The sequence below is a fragment of the Synergistaceae bacterium genome (assembly GCA_017444345.1).
Taxonomy (GTDB): Bacteria; Synergistota; Synergistia; order Synergistales; family Aminobacteriaceae; genus JAFUXM01.
In genome coordinates this window covers 1-21,989 of sequence record JAFSWW010000052.1, presented here as the reverse complement: position 1 = coordinate 21,989, position 21,989 = coordinate 1, and the positions used below count along the sequence as shown (strand labels likewise).

Here is a 21,989-nt window from a genome sequence, read left to right as displayed (position 1 = left end):
TTGAAAAATTTTCGCTCTGTCTTAAAATCTTTCGTCAGTAAAAGTGAAATAATTTTTTAGGGAAGTGAACACACATGAATAATAACGAGAAATTAACGCGTAAGAGTCAAGAGGCCCTGCAGCAAGCAAGCTCAATAGCATCAGAATATAATCATCAGCAAGTAGATACAGAGCATTTATTAGCAGCATTGTTAAAAGATTCAGAAGGCCTGATTAATCAATTATTACGACGTATGAGCATAGATATAAACTCGCTCGCAAAATCTGTAGACGATGAATTATCTAAATTGCCTCGTGTTACAGGTTCAGGCGTTGAACAGGGCAAAATTTATATAACTCAGAGGCTTGATCGTTTATTAAATCGTGCTGAAGAACGCGCTAAATCTCTTAAGGACGAATATATTTCAGTTGAACATTTATTCTTAGCGATGTTAGCAGAAGGCACTAATACACCAGCCGGGAGAATTTTTGCGAGATTTGGACTCAATGAAGAAAAATTTTTGAAGACTCTAAATCAAGTCAGAGGCTCACAACGAGTCCAAAGCGCAGACCCTGAAGCAACTTATCAGGCACTCGAAAAATACGGCCGGGACTTAGTAGACGCTGCTAAAAACGGCAAATTAGACCCAGTAATCGGACGTGATGACGAAATTAGGCGGGTTATCAGAATCCTTTCACGCAAAACAAAAAATAATCCCGTCTTAATAGGCGATCCCGGAGTCGGTAAAACCGCAATTGTTGAAGGACTCGCACAAAGAATCGTACGCGGCGATGTTCCAGAAGGACTCAAGGACAGAACAGTTTTTGCGCTCGATATGGGCTCATTAATTGCGGGTGCTAAATATCGGGGCGAATTTGAAGAGAGACTCAAGGCCGTATTAAACGAGATTAAGAACTCAGACGGGAGAATTCTTTTATTTATTGATGAGCTTCATACTATAGTCGGAGCAGGTGCAGCAGAAGGAGCAGTAGACGCAGGCAACATGTTAAAGCCCATGCTCGCACGGGGTGAATTACACTGCATAGGAGCTACAACCGTTGACGAATATCGCAAATATATCGAGAAAGACGCAGCACTCGCCCGGAGATTCCAGCCCGTTGACGTTGAACAGCCTTCAGTTGAAGATACTATTTCGATTTTGCGGGGGATTCGTGAAAAATTGCAGGTGCATCACGGTGTAGTGATTCGTGATAATGCCCTAGTGAGTGCCGCCGTGTTGTCGAATCGTTATATCACTAATAGATTTCTGCCCGATAAAGCCATTGACTTAGTGGATGAGGCCTGCGCAATGTTACGCACAGAAATTGACTCACAGCCTACTGAATTAGATAATGCCTCGCGAAAAGTTATGCAGTTAGAAATAGAAGAGACAGCGTTAAAACACGAGACCGATGACGCTTCAAAAGAAAGACTCGGAAAATTACAGCAGGAATTACAGGAGGCACGAGAACAGGCTGATACTTTACGCGCAAAATATGAATCAGAAAAGAAAGCTATTACGGGAATTCGTGATTTACGCTCGCAAATTGAAGATGTCAAATCAGAAATCGAACGCGCCGAACGTGAATATAATTTGAATAAAGCCGCAGAATTACGTTATGGCAAATTACGCGAATTAGAAGACTCGTTAAAAGCTGCTGAAAAAATAAAATCAGAGTCAGACTCGGACTCCAAGAAATTATTACGTGAAGAAGTTACAGAAGACGAGATCGCCGACATAGTCAGCCGGTGGACGGGGATTCCTGTTACAAGATTATTAGAAGGTGAACGCGAGAAATTATTAAAACTTGACGAGATATTACATAAAAGAGTCGTCGGTCAAGATGAGGCAGTGCAGCTCGTAGCTGATGCAGTGTTACGTGCCCGGAGCGGCATTAAGGACCCTAAACGCCCAATCGGTTCATTTATATTTCTTGGCCCGACCGGTGTAGGAAAGACTGAACTTGCAAGGACTCTAGCTGAAGCACTTTTCGACAGTGAAGAGAACATGATTAGAATCGACATGAGCGAATACATGGAAAAACATTCAGTCTCGCGCTTGGTAGGAGCTCCCCCCGGTTATGTAGGCTATGACGAGGGCGGGCAGCTAACTGAAGCAGTGAGAAGACGGCCATACAGCGTAATATTATTTGACGAAATCGAGAAAGCTCATCCGGACGTGTTTAATATTTTGCTGCAGGTTTTGGACGACGGCAGAATAACGGACTCACACGGCCATTTAGTTGACTTCAAGAATACTGTTATAATCATGACAAGTAATATAGGCTCGCAGATTTTGCTTGATAATATCGTGAGCGGGGTAATTTCTCTTACTGCACGCGATGAAGTTATGCAGGCTTTACGTGAACACTTCAGGCCGGAATTCTTGAATCGAGTCGATGATATTGTATTCTTTAAGCCGTTGACTGAAGACGAAGTTAAATCAATCGTGAAAATTTTGCTTTCTCGTTTATCTGAGAGATTATCAGAGCGTCAAATCGAGTTAAATTTTTCGGATTCTGCGCTGTCATTTATTGCTTCAGCCGGTTATGATCCAGTTTACGGGGCTCGGCCTTTAAAGCGATATATCACTCACAATGTAGAAACAAAATTAGCGCGTGCATTAATTGCAGGAGGAATCCGCGAAAAGACTCGAGTCAATATTGACATGAAAGCCGGAGAATTAGTTTTCTCGTTTGAATAGAATAGAATAAATTTATAACTGGGAGGCGCGAGTCTCCCTTTTTTTATGAGTCATTGCATTTACTGACTTCATCACGCTATTACACTTATACAAAAATTTTTATGCTATAATTCACACTATCAAGCTAAACACAAATTCAGGAGAAAATTTTTTTATGAATCATAATGGGCTGATTCAAATTATTGAACAGGAAACTCACGGCCAAAGCTGCAAAATTAATAAATATTTATCATCTGATCAAGAATCCCCGCAAATTATAGAGTCTGACTCGTTTAGTTTATGGGAGAAAATGGCCGAGTCTCAGAATAATAAATATATAAATCTTAGTTCACTGTGCGAAAAAATATCGGGCGGGCAAATTCTAAATTATTTCATTGACGGCACTAAAAGTGTTTACAAAGTCGATGAGTTTATTTACTCGCAAAATATTTATCCCATTATGGCCGGACAAATCGGGGCGGCTTGCTGTAAAAGAGTTAAGGGCAATTTATCGCGGTTTATGTTCAAGCATGAAATTATTATAGTTCTGCCTGATGTAGTAATTGCAAATCCCGCGGACAAAAAATTTTTTATTCAGGCACTCACTAAGAAATTAAATGACTCGCTCGCAAGTTTGAATATAAAAATTTCAGCTGTATTAACATACTCAACCGCAAAAGATTCTAACTTGAGCCAAAGTCTTGAAAGCAGAGGCCGGACAAAAATAGAAGCACGCGCTATGACTTATGAAATCAAACTGACCGAGTATTTATCACAGGGCAATTTATTAAATCACAATAATTATTTAATCAAGAGCGGCTCAATTGAATATATATTCACGAAAAATTTAGATTTAAATCATTATCGCTATGTAGTCGGAGCAGTCAAAAATTTCAAGCCCTCATCCTGCATAAATCCCCGCGGTTTACGTGATTCAAGCTATATTGCTGAGTTGCCGTTATATCACAGGACTCAAGCGGCAATCTTCACAAGTTCCGAAAAATTAGGCTCGCGAAAAATGGCTGTCTGGTACTTGAGACTTTACGACAGAACCCGCACAAATTCAGCATTTGACGGAGTCATAAAACTTGAAAGACTCTTAGCAGATAATGACGAAATTATTGACAGCAGCGAATTAAATAAATTAAGCGCGTATATTATCAACGAACGCAGCCCGGTAAACTACGCAAAAAAATGCGATATTTACCCCGTATATCTCACTGAAAGATTTGCTAAATCAAAATATATTAACAAAGAAAGTTTCTTACACATTTTTTAAATTTTTTAGGAGGAATTATTATTAATGCCCATTATAGGCCGAGTTATTGCAACTGAAAGCAGCCCGACAACTATAGAAAAATTTTCTTTCTGGACAAGTTCAGATTTACCCATTCACGTTTTTGATGTCGTTAAAGTCGAACACATTGCGAACTCTATTACTTTCGGGAGCGTCGAGAATATTTCACATATAACTGACTCGTCGAGCCCATTATCTAGTTATATTTCAAGCGATTTCGGGAGTCTCAAAGCTCAATCTGCCACGAAGAGAATATCATTTAATTGCGTTGAAGTCTCAGTGTTAATTAACACAAAAAATTTTTATACGCCAGTTCATAATAATGCGCCTGTCTCTCTTGCCTCGCCTGAAGAAATTAATACAGCACTGGGACTCGATAAAATTCAGAATCCTGTAACTTGCGGATCTATAACTATGTACGCAGGGACTAATTATCAAGTTAATCTGCCTGTAAAATTAAACTCTAAATATTTACTCGGTCCGGAGGGAGCTCACTTGAATATTTCGGGAATCTCCGGACTTGCTGCAAAGACTTCATATTCTATGTTTTTACTCAGGGCGATTCAGGAACAATTAAACGCTGAAAGTGTCTCATTTGTAATATTTAACGTAAAGGGACGCGATTTAATGGCCATTGACAAGCCTAATGACGAACTCACTGACTATGAACGCAAAAGATATAATATTCTCGGAATGAGTGCGGCTCCATTTGAGAACGTCAGCTATTACATACCATACAGCAAAACAAAATCAAGTTCATATTTGCCTGAAAGCGACATTAACGAGTATATTTCAGGTCATAAGCTCAAAAAATTTTTATACACTTACAATGATGACCGCGAAAAAATAGAATTGCTGTTTAATGAGATAGATGACCCCTATCAGACAACTGAAGCTATAATCAGCAAAATAATTGACCCTGAAGACTCAGACTTTCGCAATATTACAGCGTGGGACGGACTTCTCAAGAAAATAATCAGCTTTACACAGAGCACAAAATCCGGCGGGGGTATAGCTGCATCGAGCTGGCGAAAATTTTACAGGCTTATTAATACAATGTTCAAGAATGATGAAATGTTTGACTCAAGCCCTGATTTTCCTGATAATACTTGCAGACTAGAAAGCGAGTTAACGCAAATTAAAGCCGGCCAAGTAAAAGTAATTGACATTTCCAAACTTGAAACGAGTAAACAGGCCTTTGTGTTCGGTGATGCATTAAAGACGATTTATAATTTAAAGCTGGGCAGTTATGAAGGCGTAACACCTCCCGCGAAAATTATAATATTTATCGACGAACTTAATAAATACGCTTCAAAGGATGTCGCGAGAAATTCACCGGTTTTGCATGAGCTTTTAGACGTGGCAGAAAGAGGCCGCTCAATGGGTGTAATTTTATTCGGTGCTGAACAGTTCAGATCCGCAATACATCCAAGAGTTACCGGCAATTGCGCAACAAATGCATACGGCCGCAGTAATTCTAATGAAACAAGCAATCACGATTACAGCAATTTTCCGGGCGTCTATAAAAATTTATTAACACGTCTCGAGTAGGGCGAATATTTAATACAGAATCCCCTGTTTAGAAATTTACTGCGCGTTCAATTTCCGAGACCTGTATACAAACAATTTAGAGATTAATAAAATATTTATAAATTTATAAGGAGTGATTTATTTATGAGTGAGTATACATACTGTAGGAGCTGCTGTTCTTGATATTTTTTCGAGTTCGTTATATAAGACTTCATGGTCAATTTTCCGGGAATATATACAGAATTCATGCGACGCAATTGACGAGGCAGTAAAAAGCGGCCTGCTTAGTGAGGGCGAGGGCGTTATTAATGTTTTTATCGACAAGGATAACCGCAAAATCGTAATTGAAGACAACGCTACGGGAATCAAGGCCGACGATTTCGCAAAAGTTTTAGGCAGTATAGCAGCTTCCGGAAAAGATCCCAGCATTCATAAAGGTTTTATCGGAATAGGGCGGCTTATAGGACTCGGCTGCTGTAAAACTGTAACATTTACGGCAAAATCAAGAGACGAGCGCATAATCTCAAAATTGACGTGTGAAGCTGACCTAATGCGGGAATTATTGACGGGCGAAAAAAAATTTACTGTTGATGACGTTCTCAAGCAAATAAATAAATTCTCGCAGGAATTCACGAACGATACAGAGAGTCATTATTTTATCGTCGAGCTTAACGAGATAAGTTCAGATCATGATTATTTATTAGATCTTGAAGGAGTCAAGAAATCCCTTGCGTTCGTCGTGCCTCTGCCCTATTCTGATAATTTCAGCGAGTTCAGCACACAAATTCACGAACACGCAAAAGAAATCGGTCATAAAATCGACGAGTATAAAATTTTCCTGAATGAGAAACAAGTTTTCAAGCCCTATAATACAATATTCCCGATTAGCGGCAGTGATGACGACACAATACGACAAATTCAATTCTGGGACATTAGGGACAAGAATAATAATTTATTCGCTTGGATGTGGTACGGCATATCGTCATTTAAAGGCGTAATCAAAGAAAGCTGCCCTATGCGCGGAATAAGACTCAGAAAAGAAAATATACAGATCGGCCCTGATGATATTCTGCAAAAACTCTTCCCTGAAGAAAGGGGCAATCACTATTTTATCGGCGAGTTATTCTGCGTGTCTAAGTCTTTAATTCCCACTACTCCGCGTGATTATTTTGTTGAGAACGGGGCGCGCTTGGCACTTGAGAAATATTTGCGCACAGTTTTCGAGAATAAATTAGCAAAACTTTACAAAATCGCGTCCTCAATCAGAAGCTCACTCAAGAAAATTGACGAGCTTGATAAAATCATAGACGAGAATCAAATGCGCCTGAATGAAGGACTCTATCACGACGACGAGAGAAAATTACAGCTTGAAGACGAAATAAACAAGTCCGAGTCAGATATTGCAAAACGTAAAGCAGTTATCGATAAATACAAATCAAGCAGCGAAATAATTAAGGACATTGCGGAATATGTAGAAATCGAGCTGAATAATTCAGATAAGGACTACGGAAAATTTACTCTCACTAAATACGGGAAGACAGTATTAAATAAAGCCTTTGGGATAATCTTAGACGAGTTAGGAACAGGCACTCAGACAAAGCAGTTAATCGCAACGATAAAGGAGAAGCTGCAATATAAATAATAATATCATGGCCGTATTGCTTGTAATTAATAGAGTAGGCGGCCAAAAAATTTTTACTTGCATAAATGAATTTGTGAATGTGAAAGCGTGAAAAGTTGATGGAATTCTTGAACGGTCCCAGCGGGATTCGAACCCGCGCCGCAGCCTTGAAAGGGCTGTGTCCTCGGCCTCTAGACGATGGGACCAAGTGTTGACTTCTCCATGAATCGCGGGGGACTTGAACCCCCGACACCCGGATTAAAAGTCCGGTGCTCTACCGACTGAGCTAGCGATTCTCGTAAAGCAACGCAGGCTATTATATTATTTCATCGGGAAAAATGCAAATTTTTTGTGCTATTATTTAGGAAAATTTTTATCAGGAGGACTTATTTTATAATGTTCAGGAAAGCAGAAAGACGCAAGGCAAAATTAAGACTCGCTATAACAGGACCGGCTGGGAGCGGCAAAACTTACGGGGCTTTGTTAATTGCTTTAGGACTGGGCGGGCAGATTGCTTTAATAGATACAGAGAACGGCAGCGGGGATTTATACGCAGATTTATGCGATTATGACGTGGCTAATATTTCAGCTCCGTATAAGATCGAGAAATATATTAATTCAATCCATGAGGCCGAGTCAGCGGGCTATAACGTGCTAATAATTGATTCGCTTTCTCATGCTTGGAGCGGTGAGGGCGGACTCCTCGATGTTCACAGCAAAATGGGCGGAAATAGTTACGCGGCGTGGGGCAAAGTTACTCCTTTACACAATAAATTAATTGAGACTATGTTAGGATCTAAGTGTCATATAATAGCAACAATGAGAACTAAGACAGAATATTCAATGATTCAGAACGCAAGCGGCAAGACTGAAATAAAGAAAATAGGACTCGCTCCCATTCAGCGCGAGGGCATGGATTATGAATTCACAGTAATGTTTAATTTGAACATGGATCATACTGTAACAGTTACTAAGGACAGGACGCGATTATTTGACCGCAAAAATTTTGTTATTTCTCAAGAGACGGGCAGAATTCTTAATGACTGGCTCAATAAAGGCTCAGACTCGGCCATAAATCGAAATGATTTCAAGAATACTATATCAAGACTATATCATGAATATTTAATTTTATTTAATAATGACTCAAGCGCGGCTCAAGAAGTTATGCAGAATATAACGAATAATAAGCCCTCAAGAGAATGGACTCAAGAGGACATAAAGAATTTAACGCAGGATTTAAATGACAGACTGCGGGCTAAGAATTAAAAATTTTCCGGTCTAACATGTTTTCAGAACTGGCCGCTATAAGTGTCGCGAAAATATTGCATAGTGATACGGTAATTGTCGCGAATAAATCAACAATCGGATCTATTACGATATAGAGACTCACTGCCTCAGGAGACGCGCCGAACATGGCAAGAAGTGCAGCAAATGAAATAATTTCGCCGCCTCCTACAGGTGGAGAAGCTACAGTCATAATAATAACCGGGAATATCATAGATAGTGCTTTATTCATAGAAATATCAACGCCGTATATATGCGCAACAGCAAGAGACCCAGCCGCTAAAGTGATACAAATTCCGGTTTTATTTATTGCTGTTCCCAGTGGAATCGAGAGTGAATAAATTTTTGAATCAACTCCCATATTTTTAGCTGCGTTTATGCTGTCTTGTATAGCGGCATTGTTTGAACACGTACTAAATGAAGTCAGAATCATTTGTGTTGATTTCGCGAAAATTTTTAGGGGATTTATCCGGCATATAATAATCGTAACTATCAAGAATAATAGCAGCGTCAAAATATTTATCGTGAAAAGAGTCCCTATAATGTCAATTAACGAAAATATCAGCTTGTTTTCTACTGTTAAGATCAATGACGTAATCGAGCAGAACACGAACAGGGGGATAAATGCCATCAAAATATTTATAATTTGCATGAATACATTATTGCACTCGTCTATAAATTTTTTGAAGAGATTAGCCCCCGCTGAATTTGCCGCATAGCCTATGATCACAGCAAGCACAACTAATTGAAGCAAATGATTATTCAAAAACGGCTTGATTATATTTTCAGGCATTAAATTTGTTATCGTGTCTATAATCGAAATTTCCGGACTTCCTGAAGTACTTCGGGCGATTCCTTTAAATGGCACAGTAAAAAATTTAGCTGTAAAACTTGATTGGAACTCAAAAAAAGTAAATATGCTGATTAATATAGCCGCAACATGCATGATTATATAAGTAATAATTAATACGCTGCCTACTTTCTTTAATTCCGACATTCCGCCCAAATTAGCAACACACGACGCAAGGGAGAAAAATATAATTCCCACTGATGACATTGCAAGGCCATTCAAGAAAATTTTACGAACCGGCGATAAAAAATATTTATTCAGATTAAAAGAGGCATATTCAGGCGCAAAATTTTTCATGAGTAGACCCGTTATTATTGCCAATGTCAGAGATAAAAGCGTAACATAAAGCATTATATACGGAGATTGAGCCGCTGTAATTCTGATTTTGTTTATGCTCTTATAATGATGATAGCTCAATTTATTAGCAAATGCCTTCATGATTAAATTAGATATAGAGTCGGCCGTCTCGATTGACATATTTTCTTGATTTAATAACTCAACGCCGGGATTTAAGCTGTCAGCAAAGTCAAACTTTGAGCCTTTCACGTAAATATTTATTTGCACATTGCCGAGAAATTTATTAATTTTTGCGCGGATTATATTCGTGTCCGAGTCCTTATGTTCGAGCAGTCTTTTAATGCACTCTTCGGCCATTAACTGGGCTTGCAAGATTTCTTTATTGTAAAGCTTATATATTTTGCCCTGCTCATTGATAAAGTCCATTATTTGCGTAATAGAGTCAATTTCTGCGGGGAATTCTTTAATCATTTATCAAGTGTCATACTCCTTTGTGTAAAATTTTTGCGACTCGTTAATAAATAAATTCTAGCATTAATCATTTAAGAGTCATGCGCAATTATGTAAATTTTTCATGTCCTGACAGCATATTTATTATAAATTTTTGCCGACATGATAATAATCACACGCGATTATGTAAATTTTTCATGTCATTACAAGTGCGAGTCTCCCGTAAAAATATTTGAAATCATAGCACTCAAGAGTTAAAAATTTCATGATCTATCATTTTTTCATGCCCGGCCGTTATAAGAGTCGCGAAAGTGTTTCCTAAACATGCAGTCGCAGTTGCCAGCATTTCAACAATGGGATCTATCGCTACGAAAATCCCTAGAGCATCAACCGGCACTCCTATCAGAGTAAAAGCTGCTGTATAAGATACTAAGATACCACCGGGTATAGGCGGAGTAGCAAGCATAAGCATAATAACCGGGAAAATCATATATAGTGCTTTCTCGATTGAAATATTTATCCCGAACATTTGCGCGCCTATTAAGGGAGCTGCTATTAAACCTATAGTAAATGTAACTTTATTTATACTTGTTCCTAATGGTATAGACAGCGAATAAATTTTTGAGTCAACTCCCATATTTTTAACGGCGTTCATATTATCAGGTATAGCAGAAGTACTTGAGCATGTAATAACAGCAGTAATAATTAATTGCATGGACTTGACTATTATTCTAAATGGGTTAAGCCGTCCTATTATTGCAGAAACTAGCAGGAATATAATTATAAATATAATATGCATCGTATGTAAAGAAGCTATTATCCCCAGCAATGATAACATTACATCGCCGCCGCTCGTCAAAATAATAGACGTGATCGAACAAAATATAACTAACGGAATTATTTTCATGAAGACCTGTATAATTTGCATGAAAACTCGATAGCATTCATCTATTATATATTTTAAATTATTCGCAGCTGTAACACTCACTGCGTAACCTACGAAAATAGCAAGTATAGTTAATTGCAGCATGTCAGCTTCTAAAAACGGCTTAATAATATTTGACGGTATTAAATTTACAATAGTATCTTTAAGCGAGATTGTTATTTCAGGACTCGATGACACGGGCAAATCAGCAGATAATTTTATCGAACTCCCCGGAGTGAATAAAAAAGTTACTCCGATACCTATTAATGCCGCTGTAATCTGCATAATCACAAAGCATATTAATAATACAGTCCCGACTCGTTTTAGTTCCGACAAATTGCCCAAGTTCATAATGCAGGACGTCAGCGAGAAAAATACGACTCCTACAGCGCACATTTTCAGGCCGTCTAAGAAAATTTCACGAACAGGCGACAAAAAATTATCGTTCAAATTCATGCAGAGGGACTCAGACGCAAAATTTTTCATGAGAAGTCCCGTTATTATCGCACATAAAAGCGCAAAAAGAGTCTTATACAGCATTGTATACGGTGATTTTAACGCTGTGATTTTGATTCTGTTTATATTTTCATTATCATTATGGTAATAACTTAATCTGTTAGCAAATGATTTCATGATTAAATTTGAGATTGCTTCTGCCGTCTCTGTTGACATATTTTCTTGATTTAATAAATCAATTCGGCCGTTGAGAATCTCAGAGAATTTAATTTTTTTGCCCTGTGCATAAATATTTATATAAATACTTCCGAGAAATTTATTAATTTTTACGCGAATTAATGACGTGTCAGAGTCTTTGTATTCAAGAAATTTATTAATGGACTCCTCAGACATTAATTGAGCATGCCTAATTTCTTTGTCGTGAAGATGATAAATTTTGCACTGTTCGCCGATAAATTCTGTTATTTGCGGGATCGAGTCAATTTCTGCTGGGAATTCTTTGATCATTTAAGATTAATACTCCTTCTATATAAAATTTTTCGCCCATGCTCTGACAGCTGCCGAGGGGTGATTTTCAAGAATTGCGAGTCTCCGTTTATGAGCTAATAAGACACCGGGGAATTTCATTTTTGCGGCTGACAATAACGGGATTAAAATTTTTTCGTCGTCCGAATTCAATAACTGCCTGACAACGCTTGAACTTATTGACTTCCCGGCCGGCCACCGTCTTAGAATAACAGCAATATTATCAGCTGAAGAAAATAACAAAAATTTTTCCATTAAGTCAATATCATTTGCCATTAAGCTAATTATTAATCCCGCGGGGAATTTTCCGGACTTATCGGCCAAGTCTAAAGCTAATTGCTTTCTAGTATTATCATCAAATGGAAGTGAGGCCGCGAGTCTTGCTGTCTCGTCGTCTAAATCACTGCGCTTTAAGACATCACACAACGCCCGCCGGAATTCGATTTTATTAGCGAATCTTCCCGAATGTCTTAACGCAATATTTATAATTTTGTGATTCCCTGATTTGAGCCTGAATAAAATATTTTGCAAATCTACACCGTTATTGCTTGAATGATTCTCGTAATAATTATTAATTTCGTCGCTGTATTTATCGAGAATCGCGTTAATTTTCACCGAGTTATTTTCCTGCTTGATTACTCTTTCAGGAGTCTTCCCGGCCAAGTCTGCAAGTTCTGACTCGCTCAAATTTTTCAAGAAAGAATATGCGCCAGTTATCTGCTTGAATCTAAAATCACTCTTAGACCCTGTTATATCGGGGTGAAGTTCGCGCGCAAGTTTTCTAAATGCCGAGTGTATATCTTCCATAGTTGCGCCGGGGTTAAGTCCTAAAATTTTTAGATTGCTAATAATAGCGTTTATGAATTCCCACTCCTGACATAAAAAATTTTATATTATAATAGCATACCCCCATAGAATTATATTAAAGCAAACCGCAAGAAATATAGCACTTGAGAGCATATCTTTACCGGCTTTGATCTCGTCCCTGAAATTTTTGTCGATTAAGTCAAATGCTTTCTCTACTGAACTATTAATTAACTCTAGGCACATCACAGCAAGCCAAGCCCCTGAAAGCAATAAAGATTTTCCAGCAAAAATTATTATAATCAACACGATAAATTCATACTGGAAGGCCTGTTCATGTTTCAGCGCATAATATAGACCTTCCAGAGAATAGCGCGAGGCATGGAATAACCGCGAAAAAATATTACTGTATCGCAATTAAGCCCTTCCCCTTTATGTATTCGTATTTAAAGTACATTCTTTTTCTAGCTGCGTCAAAATTTTCATTAATTATACTTTTTGCCGGGTTATAATCAGGCGTTGCAATTCCTAATATATCTAAAATCGTGTGAATTACGTCATCTGTCATATATGGCCGGTGAACGCTTGATTTTATTCTTGCATCTAAATCGGGATAAGACTCGCGGAATTTATTAGATGTAAATACTAAAAACGGGATTTCTATTATGAACGCGCTTCTTATTCCGTCGCCGTCCCCTGTAAAATTCATGCTGTCATAGACTTCTGCGGAATGATCAGGAGCATAAATTATTATTGCATTCTCATTCTCAAAGCGTTTAATAATCTCGTTTACTACATAATCATTATATAAAATACTATTATCATATTCTGCGCGGTTTTGTTTTTGCGATTCAGTGAGAGTCGTATAACTGTTTTTCTCATCTTTGGCCGTAAATTTAGCGAATTCTTTAGGATAACGCTTATAACAATGATAGTGAGACCCTAATAACTCAACAGCGAGAAATTTTTTATCGTGTTTTATGCTCAAGAACTCATCAATAAGCGGCAATAATTTCTCGTCATAAGTATCGCTGTGATATTGCGAGCCTTTGAATTTATCCGGAAAATCTCTATAAGCGCACTGGCTCGAATAAACTGTGCGGGGATCCCAGCCCGGCCGCCTTTCATGATTCGAGAGCCATACTGTATAATATCCGGCAGCGTTTAAAATATTAAATAAACTTTGATAATCATACCAGTTCCCTGAAGATTCATAATCATAGAAACAAAATAATTTTTTCAGCACAGCAACTGTACTAGCATGAGGACTCACAACATCATCGAATATATAAATATCTTTGCGCTTGCTTAATAATGGGCTTGTCTCTAAATAATAGCCGTATAATGACATGTGATTCCTGCTGCCAGACTCTCCTACTATGTAAATAAAATAGGGAATCGAGCTTTCATTTTTCGTGATAATAACTGGCGTATTTGTATTCATTGCCTGCTGTAAGTCCATTTTGTCAATATAAAAACTTGAAGCCATGTAAATCAATCTCACAGGAGCAAGCGAACTCAAGAAACGCTCATAGCCCTTCCCTACATTGACCTCATTGCGGGCTGCATATACTCCCAGTGAAGCACCTGTAATCAAAATCAGGAATAATAAAATTTTTTTTCTGCTAATCAGCTTGAATAACTGCCAAGCCATAAATAATAACACTCCGACAAACGCAATAAACAGCCAAAATTGTACATTAGTCCCATAAGTCTGAGCAAATTCGCCGCTCTCACGCACATTAGAGACCGAGAGAACTTCAATCATCGTAGAATTTAACGGGAATTGGAAAAAATATATCGTAAACAAATCAATCAAGAATACGCAAATATTTATAGTCAAGAAAATACATTTTACGATTTTCAGCAAACGTTCATATCTCGATAAAATTAAATAAATCACGAAATCTATAACGACTACCCATAAAAATATCATTGATATATCACGCGCAAGAATCATAGACTCAGTAATAAAAGATTTATAGCTAATCAAGAAATCAGGATAGACAACGCTTGAAACAGGAATATTTAACACAATAAGCCAGAAAATAAAACTCGATTCACTATTCAGCCACTCAAGACACCACGAAATAAGCCCGTGCCGTTCCGTGCCGTTCCGTGCCGTTCCGTGCCGTTCCGTGCCGTTCCGTGCCGTTCCGTGCCGTTCCGTTAAGAGCATAGATAACTCCTCCAAATAATTATAATTCATAAATTTATAGTGATTATAATATTTTACTTGATAACTCGCAAATTTTTTCTGTTATTATATACATGAATATAATAAATATAGACAGGAGGACTCAAATTTGGCGACAATTTTAATAATATTAGCTCTCGTTGCCTCAGTTGCTATAAACGTATTATTATTTACGCGCAAGAAAGAAAGAAAGCCGCAAAATATTTCCGTAAGATCTACAATCTTGGCCGGAATCCAGAACGTCAGCGAGCTCGCTACAGTGCGCGAAACTTTTCAATCAATCGTAACATTTTCAGAGGGCGTGAAGATTCCTTTTTTGAGCGCAAATATACCCGGCACGACTCGCAAATTCATGCTCAAATATAACGGGACAATCGTATGCGGCTGCGATTTGTCAAAGGCTCAAGTATCCGAGAACGTAAACAATAAAGTAATTATCTCACTGCCTCACAGCGAAATTACTGACATTTACGCCGATATGAATACTCTTGAAGTATATGATCAATACGCGGGGATTTTCACGTCCGTAAAACTTGAAGATCAGAACAGAGAAATTTTATCAGACCTCGAAAAAGTAAAAGCTCATGAAATCGAACGGGGTATATTAGCACACTCCGACGAGAACGCGAGAAAAGTTTTAAGCTCAGTTGCAAGTGCTACAGGTGTACAAGCTGAAATAATTTTCACGGAGAAGCCGGCGCCGACTCTTTCAGCACAGAATAATACAATATCGATTCCCGCGAATACTCAAGAATAAATCACAAAAAAAATTCCCTTGCTGAAAATATATCAACAGGGGAATAAAAATTTTTTTGCAATAAATTAACGTTTCGAGTACTGCCTCTTGCCGCGTGCACCCTTTTGACCGAACTTTTTGCGCTCGACCATTCTAGGATCTCTCGTTAATAATCCCTCTTTCTTGAGTGCTGATCTATAATCAGGATTCATCTTAATTAATGCGCGTGCAATGCCTAATTTTACCGCTCCGGCCTGACCTGTTAATCCGCCGCCTGAAGCATTCACAAATACATCGACCCGCCCTTCAACGCCTGCCGTCTTTAATGACTGGTAGACTTGAGACTGCCATATTAAACGCGGGAAGTAATCTTCAACGCTGCGATCATTGATTTTAATTTCTCCTGAGCCGGGACAAATTCTGACTCTTGCAAGAGCGTTTTTGCGTCGGCCTGTTCCCCATGTATATTTATCGTCTGACATTGTAATATCCTCCTGTCTTAGATTTCGAGTGCTTCAGGATTTTGAGCCTCGTGAGGGTGTGAAGGCCCTGCATAAACTTTTAACTTGCTTGCATATTTGAGCCTGTTTCTTGGCAGCATTCCTTTTACTACATGATGAAAGAGTGCCGCCGGTTTTGTCTTGAGCAAGACTCCCCAGTTTGTTGAACGATAGCCGCCGGGGTGCCCTGTGTGATAGTGCCAAGTTGACTGCGCTGCTTTATTGCCTGTTAATTTTACCTTCTCGGCGTTAATTACTATTACATAATCACCTGTATCAACATGAGGCGTATATGTCGGCTTATTCTTACCGGTTAAAATTTTAGAGATAACTGCTGCCAAACGTCCTATTGACCTGTCTGACGCGTCTATAACATACCATTTTCGTTTTATTTGGCCGGGTCTTGCCAAATATGAGCTGCTGCCCGTCATTTATAAATATTCCTCCTGCAAAAATTTTCTATTCATAAAATAAACTTCCACTGTGAACGGGGGCTTTGTCCACGCGGGAATTATTTTATTTTATCTTAACAAGGCGTTTATTTTCAAGTATACCGGGGAGTCTTCCTCGTTTTGCGATTGGCTTTCCGTTTACTTCTTTCAAGTCCATAGTCATATCCATGGGAATCGCATGAGCTATATAACTTCCGACTCCAAAAACATCTGCTCCGGCCTGCGATAATAATTTGATTCTTTCAGGATTCAAGCCGCCTGATACGACTATTTTAACGTGTTTAAAGCCTGCTTTATCTAATCTATAACGCATTTCACGGACTAAATCAGCAGTAACTCCGCCGCGTTCTCCGGGTGTATCGAGTCTCACTGCTCCTAATTTATCGCCGAGTGATTCAGCAAGCCTCAAAGCCTCCTCGCATTCGTCTTTAAACGTGTCAACTAAAAATGTACGTCCGACATAACTCGGCAATACTGAGTCATAAGCCTTAGCAAGTTTTACAGTGTCGCCGGTTATCAAAATCGCAGCATGAGGAATCGTTCCCATAGGTTCACGCCCGCAGAGTTTCGCACCTAGTACACAGCTCGCACCTGCACAGCCTCCAAATTTCACGGCTATAGCTTCCATAACGGGAGCAGCTGCTGGGTGTACATGTCTAGCTCCGAACGATAAAACGGGTTTGCCTTCTGCTGCATCAACGCATTCACGAGCCGCCGTAGCCCATGCACACGAACTCGATAATATGCCGAGTAAATTTGTCTCGTGAATCCCGAACGCTCCATAAGGGCCCCTGATTCTCATTACTACTTCTTTAGGCGAAAAATATTCACCCTCCGGCAACGCTTCAATTTCGACCGGCGAATCTTTCAATAACTCTAATACTTCAGCCAAGCCAGCAAACATTCCGGTCGTACGTGTAAAAATTTCTGCTGTAACTGGAGTATCAAGCAAATTTAAAGAGTTCAATATATCGCGCGTGTTAATAAAATATATATCTGTAGTAGCACCTGATTTTATTTCGTCATGTGTCGCACTGTATAGGCGATTCGGGGTTACCTTCAGGGCTTCTGAGTCCTTGAGGAAATTTAACACTGTTATATTCTCCCTTGCTAATTAATAAACACGATAAAAAACGAAGTAATCATAAATATTGCAGCGGCTACAATCGTAATTTTTGTAAGAGCCGTGAATCTCTGCCACTGTCCTGCATCAGGCTGAGTCCCCCCGCCGAATACTCCGGAAAAACCGCCCTGTTTACGCTGCTGGAGAAGTATAACAAACATCATGAATAATGCTACAAGAATGTGAATAATTCCTAAAAATGTACGCATTAAAATTTTTGCCTCCTGTTAAATATATATAAATTTTCTGAACTAGTATAATACATTGTATTAATATTTTACAAGCAAAAAGCCCCGTGAATCAATCACAAGGCTTGTTAATTTCTCGTTCATGGAGCGGACGACGGGATTCGAACCCGCAACATTCAGCTTGGGAAGCTGACGCTCTACCGTTGAACTACATCCGCAATGTTATTATTCAATACATGAATTCTAGCGCATGATTATTTTTTTCGCAACTACATATTATTTTTTGCGTAAATGCACAAATATATTAAACATGTAATAGGGATCTGACGTTAATATAATCTTATCGTCGACAAATCTATGTTCTTTATTAGTGCTTACCATGTACCAGAAAACTCCGTCAGCGCGTCCTGATGTAAGAGCGGCAGTTTTTGCACCTGCTTGAACGTTGATAATTTCAATATTAATTTTAAGGATTCGGCCTATTTCTGCTAAGATTGCGGCGTTAAAACCTGCTGGAGTCCCGTCCGCTGCAGTATAATCAATCGGGGGAATGTCGCCTGTTACAGCAAATTTTACAGTTTGAGCGTTCGGGAATGAGTCAAATTTTATTGATTCAGGCGTATTTTGCCCGGGATTAGCTAAATATTTTTCCTGTAAATCCTGAAGAGTGCCATTTTGACGCAAGAGTCTCAACGCGTAATTAAAATTTTGCCAGAGTACTGCATTTTTTTCTTTCAGGAAACCGAACGCAAAATATATATTTTCAGCACGCATTACGCAGCAGACTTCATAATTTGGATTCTGTGCCAGCACATATTCTGCAACAATTTGCGGCAAATCAATCTCGTTGACTTTTCCGGACTCGAAAGCCATTATCATACTTGTTAGATCTTCAGCGTCTATATATTCGTCATATTCGCCGTGTTCGCGACTCATTAGTGACCAGAGCCAAGAAGATTCAAGACTCGCTTTAGTATTAAAATGTTCGTTCACTTGAGATTTTGAAAGAATGCTGATTTTGAGTCCTTCAGCATTTGCCGCACACGAACACGCAAGAATACTCACGCATAAAGCAAGCACGAAAAATTTTTTATACATAAATAAACACCTCGATAAATAAATTTTCACGCGTATATTATAATGCAATCAATAAAACTATTGTGTTAAATCACAAAAATTTATGAGATTTATTCCGTTACTGACAAGTTTTTGTATTACAGTATTCGAGATTAACGCATTTAATTCCTGCTCGAAATTATGATTTAACTCAAAATAGGGGCGCAAAATTTTATTATCAATTCCGGGATGTGTCATTATTTCTGTAATACCTTCTTGTAATTTATCAATTATTTCACAGAGCCATTTTTCATTAATAGACGTTCCTGCAACTATTCCCGCAAAATGATCAGGAAAAGCAAACCCCTTTCTTGCTGCCTTATATTTGCAATTAAAGAGAGAATCTTTAAGCCCATTTTCCCGACTGAAAAATTTAATCCTTTAATTTGCGGGATCCGTATAGCGTGAATATTTGCTTTGTCTGCAAGATCCATAATTATTTCAAGAATTCCGGGCAAAACGTGTATATGCTGATGACTATCAACATGAGATATTTTCAAACGCGAGCTAATAATTTTTGGGAGTTGTGCAGAAAGTTCGCGCCTGATTTCATTTATTGATATTCTCCCAGTTAAATAACGTTTCGCAAATATAATATAATCATCGCAAAATTTTCCGTTATTATCAACAAGTGAAGGAATCTCAGAATGCGGCAGGACTGAATTTCCCATAACTAATGTAAAATGCACTCCGATCCCTAAATTTTTATGAGATTTAGCAATTTTTACGGCATCATCAAAAGCTGATCCGCCTGCCATTATTGAAGCTGAACGGCAAATCCCGCTAGTAAAAGCCCGCTCTATTCCAGCATTAATTAATTCATGCCGTCCAAAATCATCAGCGTTCACTATTAATTTTTTCATGTGAATAAATCTCCCTGATAATACATATTGGCCTGTTCTTGCTCTCTATATAAGTCCTGCCGAGATATTCGCCTATTATGCCGATTCCTAAAAGCTGAAGTCCGCCGAATAAAAGTATTAAGCACACAAGAGTTGCATATCCGGGAACATCGAGACCGTAAATTATAGTGTGAAAGAAAATAAATAATCCGTAAATAAATGCTCCCATTGCTATAATTGCTCCGATTATTCCCCACATTGTCAACGGGAAGGCACTAAATGAAGTAATGCCCTCTATAGCAAGACTCCATAAACGAAATAAATTAAATTTTGACTCGCCTGCTGCCCTCTTTGCAACTTTATAATCTATAAAACATGTTTTAAAGCCTGCCCATGCAAATAAACCTTTCATGAATCTTTGAGACTCTTTCATTGAGTTTAAAGCGTTGACTACACGCCGGGACATGAGTCTAAAATCTCCTACATTTGAGGGAATTTCAATTTGTGAGAATGCATTATGAATTTTATAGAACGCGAGCGCAGTAAATTTTTTTATGAATGAGTCCGAGTCTCTATCTCGTCGGGCTGCTACAACATCATAACCTTCACGCCATTTTTCCAGCATTTCAGGGATTAACTCCGGCGGCTGTTGTAAATCTGCATCAAGTATAATAACTGCATCACCTGAAGAATAATCTAATGCGGCTGTGATGGCTGCTTCCTTGCCGAAATTGCGGGAAAAATCTATTGCTTTTATTCTAGTGTCAGATTCAGATAAAGATTTTAATATCTCTATAGTATTATCTTTACTGCCATCGTTCACAAAAATAATTTCAAAATGTTCGCCGGTTTTGTCCATGATTCTCACTACACTTTGATAGAATAACGGCAGGGATTTTTCCTCATTGCAGCACGGACATAAAATTGAAATCATCATAGCCCGCTCCATTCCGTTGGAAATCTTGGGAATCTTGGGAAGGATAAAGAATTATACTTATTGCCCCCCCCCCCCCTAGTGCAAATTACTGACTGAGACATAAATTTTTTATGCATTAACGTACCTCGCTGAATCTCAAAATTTTTGTTAATTATATAATATTTTGCGGCCGTCAAAGCTATTAACACTAAGACAGCCGATTAATATAAATTATAAATTTTTTATGAGTGAATCTAAATATTTGCTCGCGTCAAAGTCTTCAATTTTTCCAGAGTCGCAATATCTCGCAAATTCCGGCAAAATGGGAATCTGCACAAAATTTTGTATCCCGTGAGTCAAAGCAAACTCTTCAAGATTACTATTTCCAAATATATAATGCTTTTTATTGCAATCAGGACAAAGAAAATAGCTCATGTTCTCGACAAGGCCAAGCACGGGAATATTCATGATTTCGGCCATTTTTAGGGCTTTGCTTACTATCATGCTTACAAGTTCCTGCGGGGTCGTTACAATAATAATTCCCTTGATCGGCAATGATTGAAACACTGTTAAAGGCACGTCGCCAGTTCCCGGAGGCATGTCAACGAACATATAATCAGTAAATCCCCAGTCGACTTCTTCAAAAAATTGCTGCAAGACTCCCATTAAGACAGGACCGCGCCAAACTACAGGATCTGTTTCACTGGGCAGGCATAAATTCATGGAAATTATTTTAGTTCCGTTCTTGCTTATGGCAGGCTGTATAAAATGTCCGTCCGATAATAAAGTATCATGAAGACCAAACATTTTAGGAATTGACGGCCCCGTTATATCAGCGTCTAATATGGCAGTGTTAAAATTTTTTTTGCTCATTTCAGAAGCCAGCAAGCCGGTTATTAAAGATTTGCCGACTCCGCCTTTACCGCTGACTATGCCGATAACGTTTTTGATGACGCTTTGAGTCTGAAATTTTGCCGGTGCTATGTTATTCTGTCTATCTGCACAATTTGCAGTACAGCCCTCGCAGTTGTGATTACATTCAGGCATTAAAAAAATTCTCCCCCTCGTTATGTATTTATTCGAGTATTATATTACTTTCTTATCTCAATAAAATATACTGTCTTGCAAAATTTACCAGCTCACAACTTATTTTATTTGATCCCCCCGCACCTAGTGAGTCCCATTTTGCAAAATTACCCCTCTAACACGTATTAAAT

Annotated in this window: 20 protein-coding genes and 3 tRNA genes; 6 read left to right on the top strand and 17 right to left on the bottom strand. The window is 38.5% G+C overall.

Annotated features, from left to right (window positions below; all coding sequences use genetic code 11):
* Positions 1-74 precede the first annotated feature (74 nt).
* From clpB to IJS99_03455, 4 genes are all read left to right on the top strand, one after another.
* Positions 75-2,684 carry an ATP-dependent chaperone ClpB gene (gene clpB / locus IJS99_03470; GenBank protein ID MBQ7560882.1) on the top strand — a complete coding sequence of 870 codons (2,610 nt, stop codon included), beginning with the start codon at positions 75-77 and terminating at the stop codon, positions 2,682-2,684.
* A 154-nt stretch (positions 2,685-2,838) separates the two neighbouring features.
* Positions 2,839-3,942 (top strand): hypothetical protein, encoded by a 1,104-nt coding sequence (locus tag IJS99_03465; protein ID MBQ7560881.1) that lies wholly within the window; start codon positions 2,839-2,841, stop codon positions 3,940-3,942.
* A 24-nt stretch (positions 3,943-3,966) separates the two neighbouring features.
* Positions 3,967-5,511 (top strand): ATP-binding protein, encoded by a 1,545-nt coding sequence (locus IJS99_03460; GenBank protein ID MBQ7560880.1) that lies wholly within the window; start codon positions 3,967-3,969, stop codon positions 5,509-5,511.
* A gap of 127 nt (positions 5,512-5,638) precedes the next feature.
* Complete coding sequence (locus IJS99_03455; GenBank protein ID MBQ7560879.1) at positions 5,639-7,132, top strand: ATP-binding protein; 1,494 nt, start codon at positions 5,639-5,641, stop codon at positions 7,130-7,132.
* Positions 7,133-7,244: 112 nt separating this feature from the next.
* Here IJS99_03455 and IJS99_03450 read toward each other — a convergent pair.
* Positions 7,245-7,317: transfer RNA gene (locus IJS99_03450), tRNA-Glu, on the bottom strand.
* 17 nt (positions 7,318-7,334) lie between these two features.
* Positions 7,335-7,407, bottom strand: a tRNA-Lys gene (locus IJS99_03445).
* A 100-nt stretch (positions 7,408-7,507) separates the two neighbouring features.
* On the opposite strand from IJS99_03445, the gene IJS99_03440 reads away from it, so the two are divergent.
* Positions 7,508-8,377: an AAA family ATPase gene (locus IJS99_03440; protein MBQ7560878.1), complete on the top strand. Its 870-nt coding sequence runs from the start codon at positions 7,508-7,510 to the stop codon at positions 8,375-8,377.
* On the opposite strand, the gene IJS99_03435 is transcribed toward IJS99_03440, so the two are convergent.
* From IJS99_03435 to IJS99_03415, 5 genes are all read right to left on the bottom strand, one after another.
* Positions 8,367-10,013: a dicarboxylate/amino acid:cation symporter gene (locus tag IJS99_03435; GenBank protein MBQ7560877.1), complete on the bottom strand. Its 1,647-nt coding sequence runs from the start codon at positions 10,011-10,013 to the stop codon at positions 8,367-8,369. The two genes, IJS99_03440 and IJS99_03435, sit on opposite strands and share 11 nt — an antisense overlap.
* Before the next feature lie 226 nt (positions 10,014-10,239).
* Positions 10,240-11,880, bottom strand: coding sequence for a dicarboxylate/amino acid:cation symporter (locus IJS99_03430; protein MBQ7560876.1), 1,641 nt, complete (start codon positions 11,878-11,880; stop codon positions 10,240-10,242).
* Positions 11,881-11,898: 18 nt separating this feature from the next.
* On the bottom strand, positions 11,899-12,705 hold the full coding sequence (locus IJS99_03425) for a DnaJ domain-containing protein (protein MBQ7560875.1): 807 nt from the start codon (positions 12,703-12,705) through the stop codon (positions 11,899-11,901).
* 81 nt (positions 12,706-12,786) lie between these two features.
* Complete coding sequence (locus IJS99_03420) at positions 12,787-13,119, bottom strand: diacylglycerol kinase (GenBank protein ID MBQ7560874.1); 333 nt, start codon at positions 13,117-13,119, stop codon at positions 12,787-12,789.
* A complete protein-coding gene (locus tag IJS99_03415; GenBank protein MBQ7560873.1) occupies positions 13,106-14,881 on the bottom strand; it encodes a sulfatase-like hydrolase/transferase in 1,776 nt (591 codons plus the stop codon). Before IJS99_03415 ends, IJS99_03420 begins: the two co-directional genes overlap by 14 nt.
* A 127-nt stretch (positions 14,882-15,008) precedes the next feature.
* Here IJS99_03415 and IJS99_03410 point away from each other — a divergent pair, with 127 nt between their 5' ends.
* A complete protein-coding gene (locus IJS99_03410) occupies positions 15,009-15,656 on the top strand; it encodes a DUF4230 domain-containing protein (protein MBQ7560872.1) in 648 nt (215 codons plus the stop codon).
* Between the two features lie 65 nt (positions 15,657-15,721).
* Here IJS99_03410 and rpsI read toward each other — a convergent pair whose 3' ends face one another.
* The 10 genes from rpsI to IJS99_03360 form a co-directional block, all read right to left on the bottom strand.
* On the bottom strand, positions 15,722-16,117 hold the full coding sequence (gene rpsI / locus IJS99_03405) for a 30S ribosomal protein S9 (GenBank protein ID MBQ7560871.1): 396 nt from the start codon (positions 16,115-16,117) through the stop codon (positions 15,722-15,724).
* 17 nt (positions 16,118-16,134) lie between these two features.
* Positions 16,135-16,566 carry a 50S ribosomal protein L13 gene (gene rplM, locus IJS99_03400; GenBank protein MBQ7560870.1) on the bottom strand — a complete coding sequence of 144 codons (432 nt, stop codon included), beginning with the start codon at positions 16,564-16,566 and terminating at the stop codon, positions 16,135-16,137.
* Between the two features lie 85 nt (positions 16,567-16,651).
* Positions 16,652-17,686 (bottom strand): nicotinate phosphoribosyltransferase, encoded by a 1,035-nt coding sequence (locus tag IJS99_03395; GenBank protein ID MBQ7560869.1) that lies wholly within the window; start codon positions 17,684-17,686, stop codon positions 16,652-16,654.
* 11 nt (positions 17,687-17,697) lie between these two features.
* Complete coding sequence (secG, locus tag IJS99_03390) at positions 17,698-17,919, bottom strand: preprotein translocase subunit SecG (GenBank protein ID MBQ7560868.1); 222 nt, start codon at positions 17,917-17,919, stop codon at positions 17,698-17,700.
* A gap of 122 nt (positions 17,920-18,041) precedes the next feature.
* Positions 18,042-18,116, bottom strand: a tRNA-Gly gene (locus IJS99_03385).
* Positions 18,117-18,174: 58 nt separating this feature from the next.
* Entirely contained in the window at positions 18,175-18,996 is an 822-nt protein-coding gene (locus IJS99_03380) for a transporter substrate-binding domain-containing protein (protein ID MBQ7560867.1), read from the bottom strand.
* Between the two features lie 57 nt (positions 18,997-19,053).
* Positions 19,054-19,212: a hypothetical protein gene (locus tag IJS99_03375; protein MBQ7560866.1), complete on the bottom strand. Its 159-nt coding sequence runs from the start codon at positions 19,210-19,212 to the stop codon at positions 19,054-19,056.
* Positions 19,213-19,286: 74 nt separating this feature from the next.
* Positions 19,287-19,877, bottom strand: coding sequence for a ChbG/HpnK family deacetylase (locus IJS99_03370; protein MBQ7560865.1), 591 nt, complete (start codon positions 19,875-19,877; stop codon positions 19,287-19,289).
* Positions 19,852-20,790, bottom strand: coding sequence for a glycosyltransferase family 2 protein (locus IJS99_03365; protein ID MBQ7560864.1), 939 nt, complete (start codon positions 20,788-20,790; stop codon positions 19,852-19,854). Before IJS99_03365 ends, IJS99_03370 begins: the two co-directional genes overlap by 26 nt.
* Positions 20,791-21,003: 213 nt before the next feature.
* Positions 21,004-21,819, bottom strand: a complete 816-nt coding sequence (locus tag IJS99_03360; GenBank protein MBQ7560863.1) for an Mrp/NBP35 family ATP-binding protein — start codon at positions 21,817-21,819, stop codon at positions 21,004-21,006.
* Positions 21,820-21,989 lie beyond the last annotated feature (170 nt).

Coding starts and splice junctions, on each gene's coding strand:
- clpB (MBQ7560882.1), top strand. CDS start 75: ATGAATAATAACGAGAAATTAACGCGTAAGAGTCAAGAGGCCCTGCAG.
- IJS99_03465 (MBQ7560881.1), top strand. CDS start 2,839: ATGAATCATAATGGGCTGATTCAAATTATTGAACAGGAAACTCACGGC.
- IJS99_03460 (MBQ7560880.1), top strand. CDS start 3,967: ATGCCCATTATAGGCCGAGTTATTGCAACTGAAAGCAGCCCGACAACT.
- IJS99_03440 (MBQ7560878.1), top strand. CDS start 7,508: ATGTTCAGGAAAGCAGAAAGACGCAAGGCAAAATTAAGACTCGCTATA.
- IJS99_03435 (MBQ7560877.1), bottom strand. CDS start 10,013: ATGATTAAAGAATTCCCCGCAGAAATTGACTCTATTACGCAAATAATG.
- IJS99_03430 (MBQ7560876.1), bottom strand. CDS start 11,880: ATGATCAAAGAATTCCCAGCAGAAATTGACTCGATCCCGCAAATAACA.
- IJS99_03425 (MBQ7560875.1), bottom strand. CDS start 12,705: ATGGAAGATATACACTCGGCATTTAGAAAACTTGCGCGCGAACTTCAC.
- IJS99_03415 (MBQ7560873.1), bottom strand. CDS start 14,881: ATGCTCTTAACGGAACGGCACGGAACGGCACGGAACGGCACGGAACGG.
- rpsI (MBQ7560871.1), bottom strand. CDS start 16,117: ATGTCAGACGATAAATATACATGGGGAACAGGCCGACGCAAAAACGCT.
- rplM (MBQ7560870.1), bottom strand. CDS start 16,566: ATGACGGGCAGCAGCTCATATTTGGCAAGACCCGGCCAAATAAAACGA.
- secG (MBQ7560868.1), bottom strand. CDS start 17,919: ATGCGTACATTTTTAGGAATTATTCACATTCTTGTAGCATTATTCATG.
- IJS99_03380 (MBQ7560867.1), bottom strand. CDS start 18,996: ATGTATAAAAAATTTTTCGTGCTTGCTTTATGCGTGAGTATTCTTGCG.
- IJS99_03375 (MBQ7560866.1), bottom strand. CDS start 19,212: ATGACACATCCCGGAATTGATAATAAAATTTTGCGCCCCTATTTTGAG.
- IJS99_03370 (MBQ7560865.1), bottom strand. CDS start 19,877: ATGAAAAAATTAATAGTGAACGCTGATGATTTTGGACGGCATGAATTA.
- IJS99_03365 (MBQ7560864.1), bottom strand. CDS start 20,790: ATGATTTCAATTTTATGTCCGTGCTGCAATGAGGAAAAATCCCTGCCG.
- IJS99_03360 (MBQ7560863.1), bottom strand. CDS start 21,819: ATGCCTGAATGTAATCACAACTGCGAGGGCTGTACTGCAAATTGTGCA.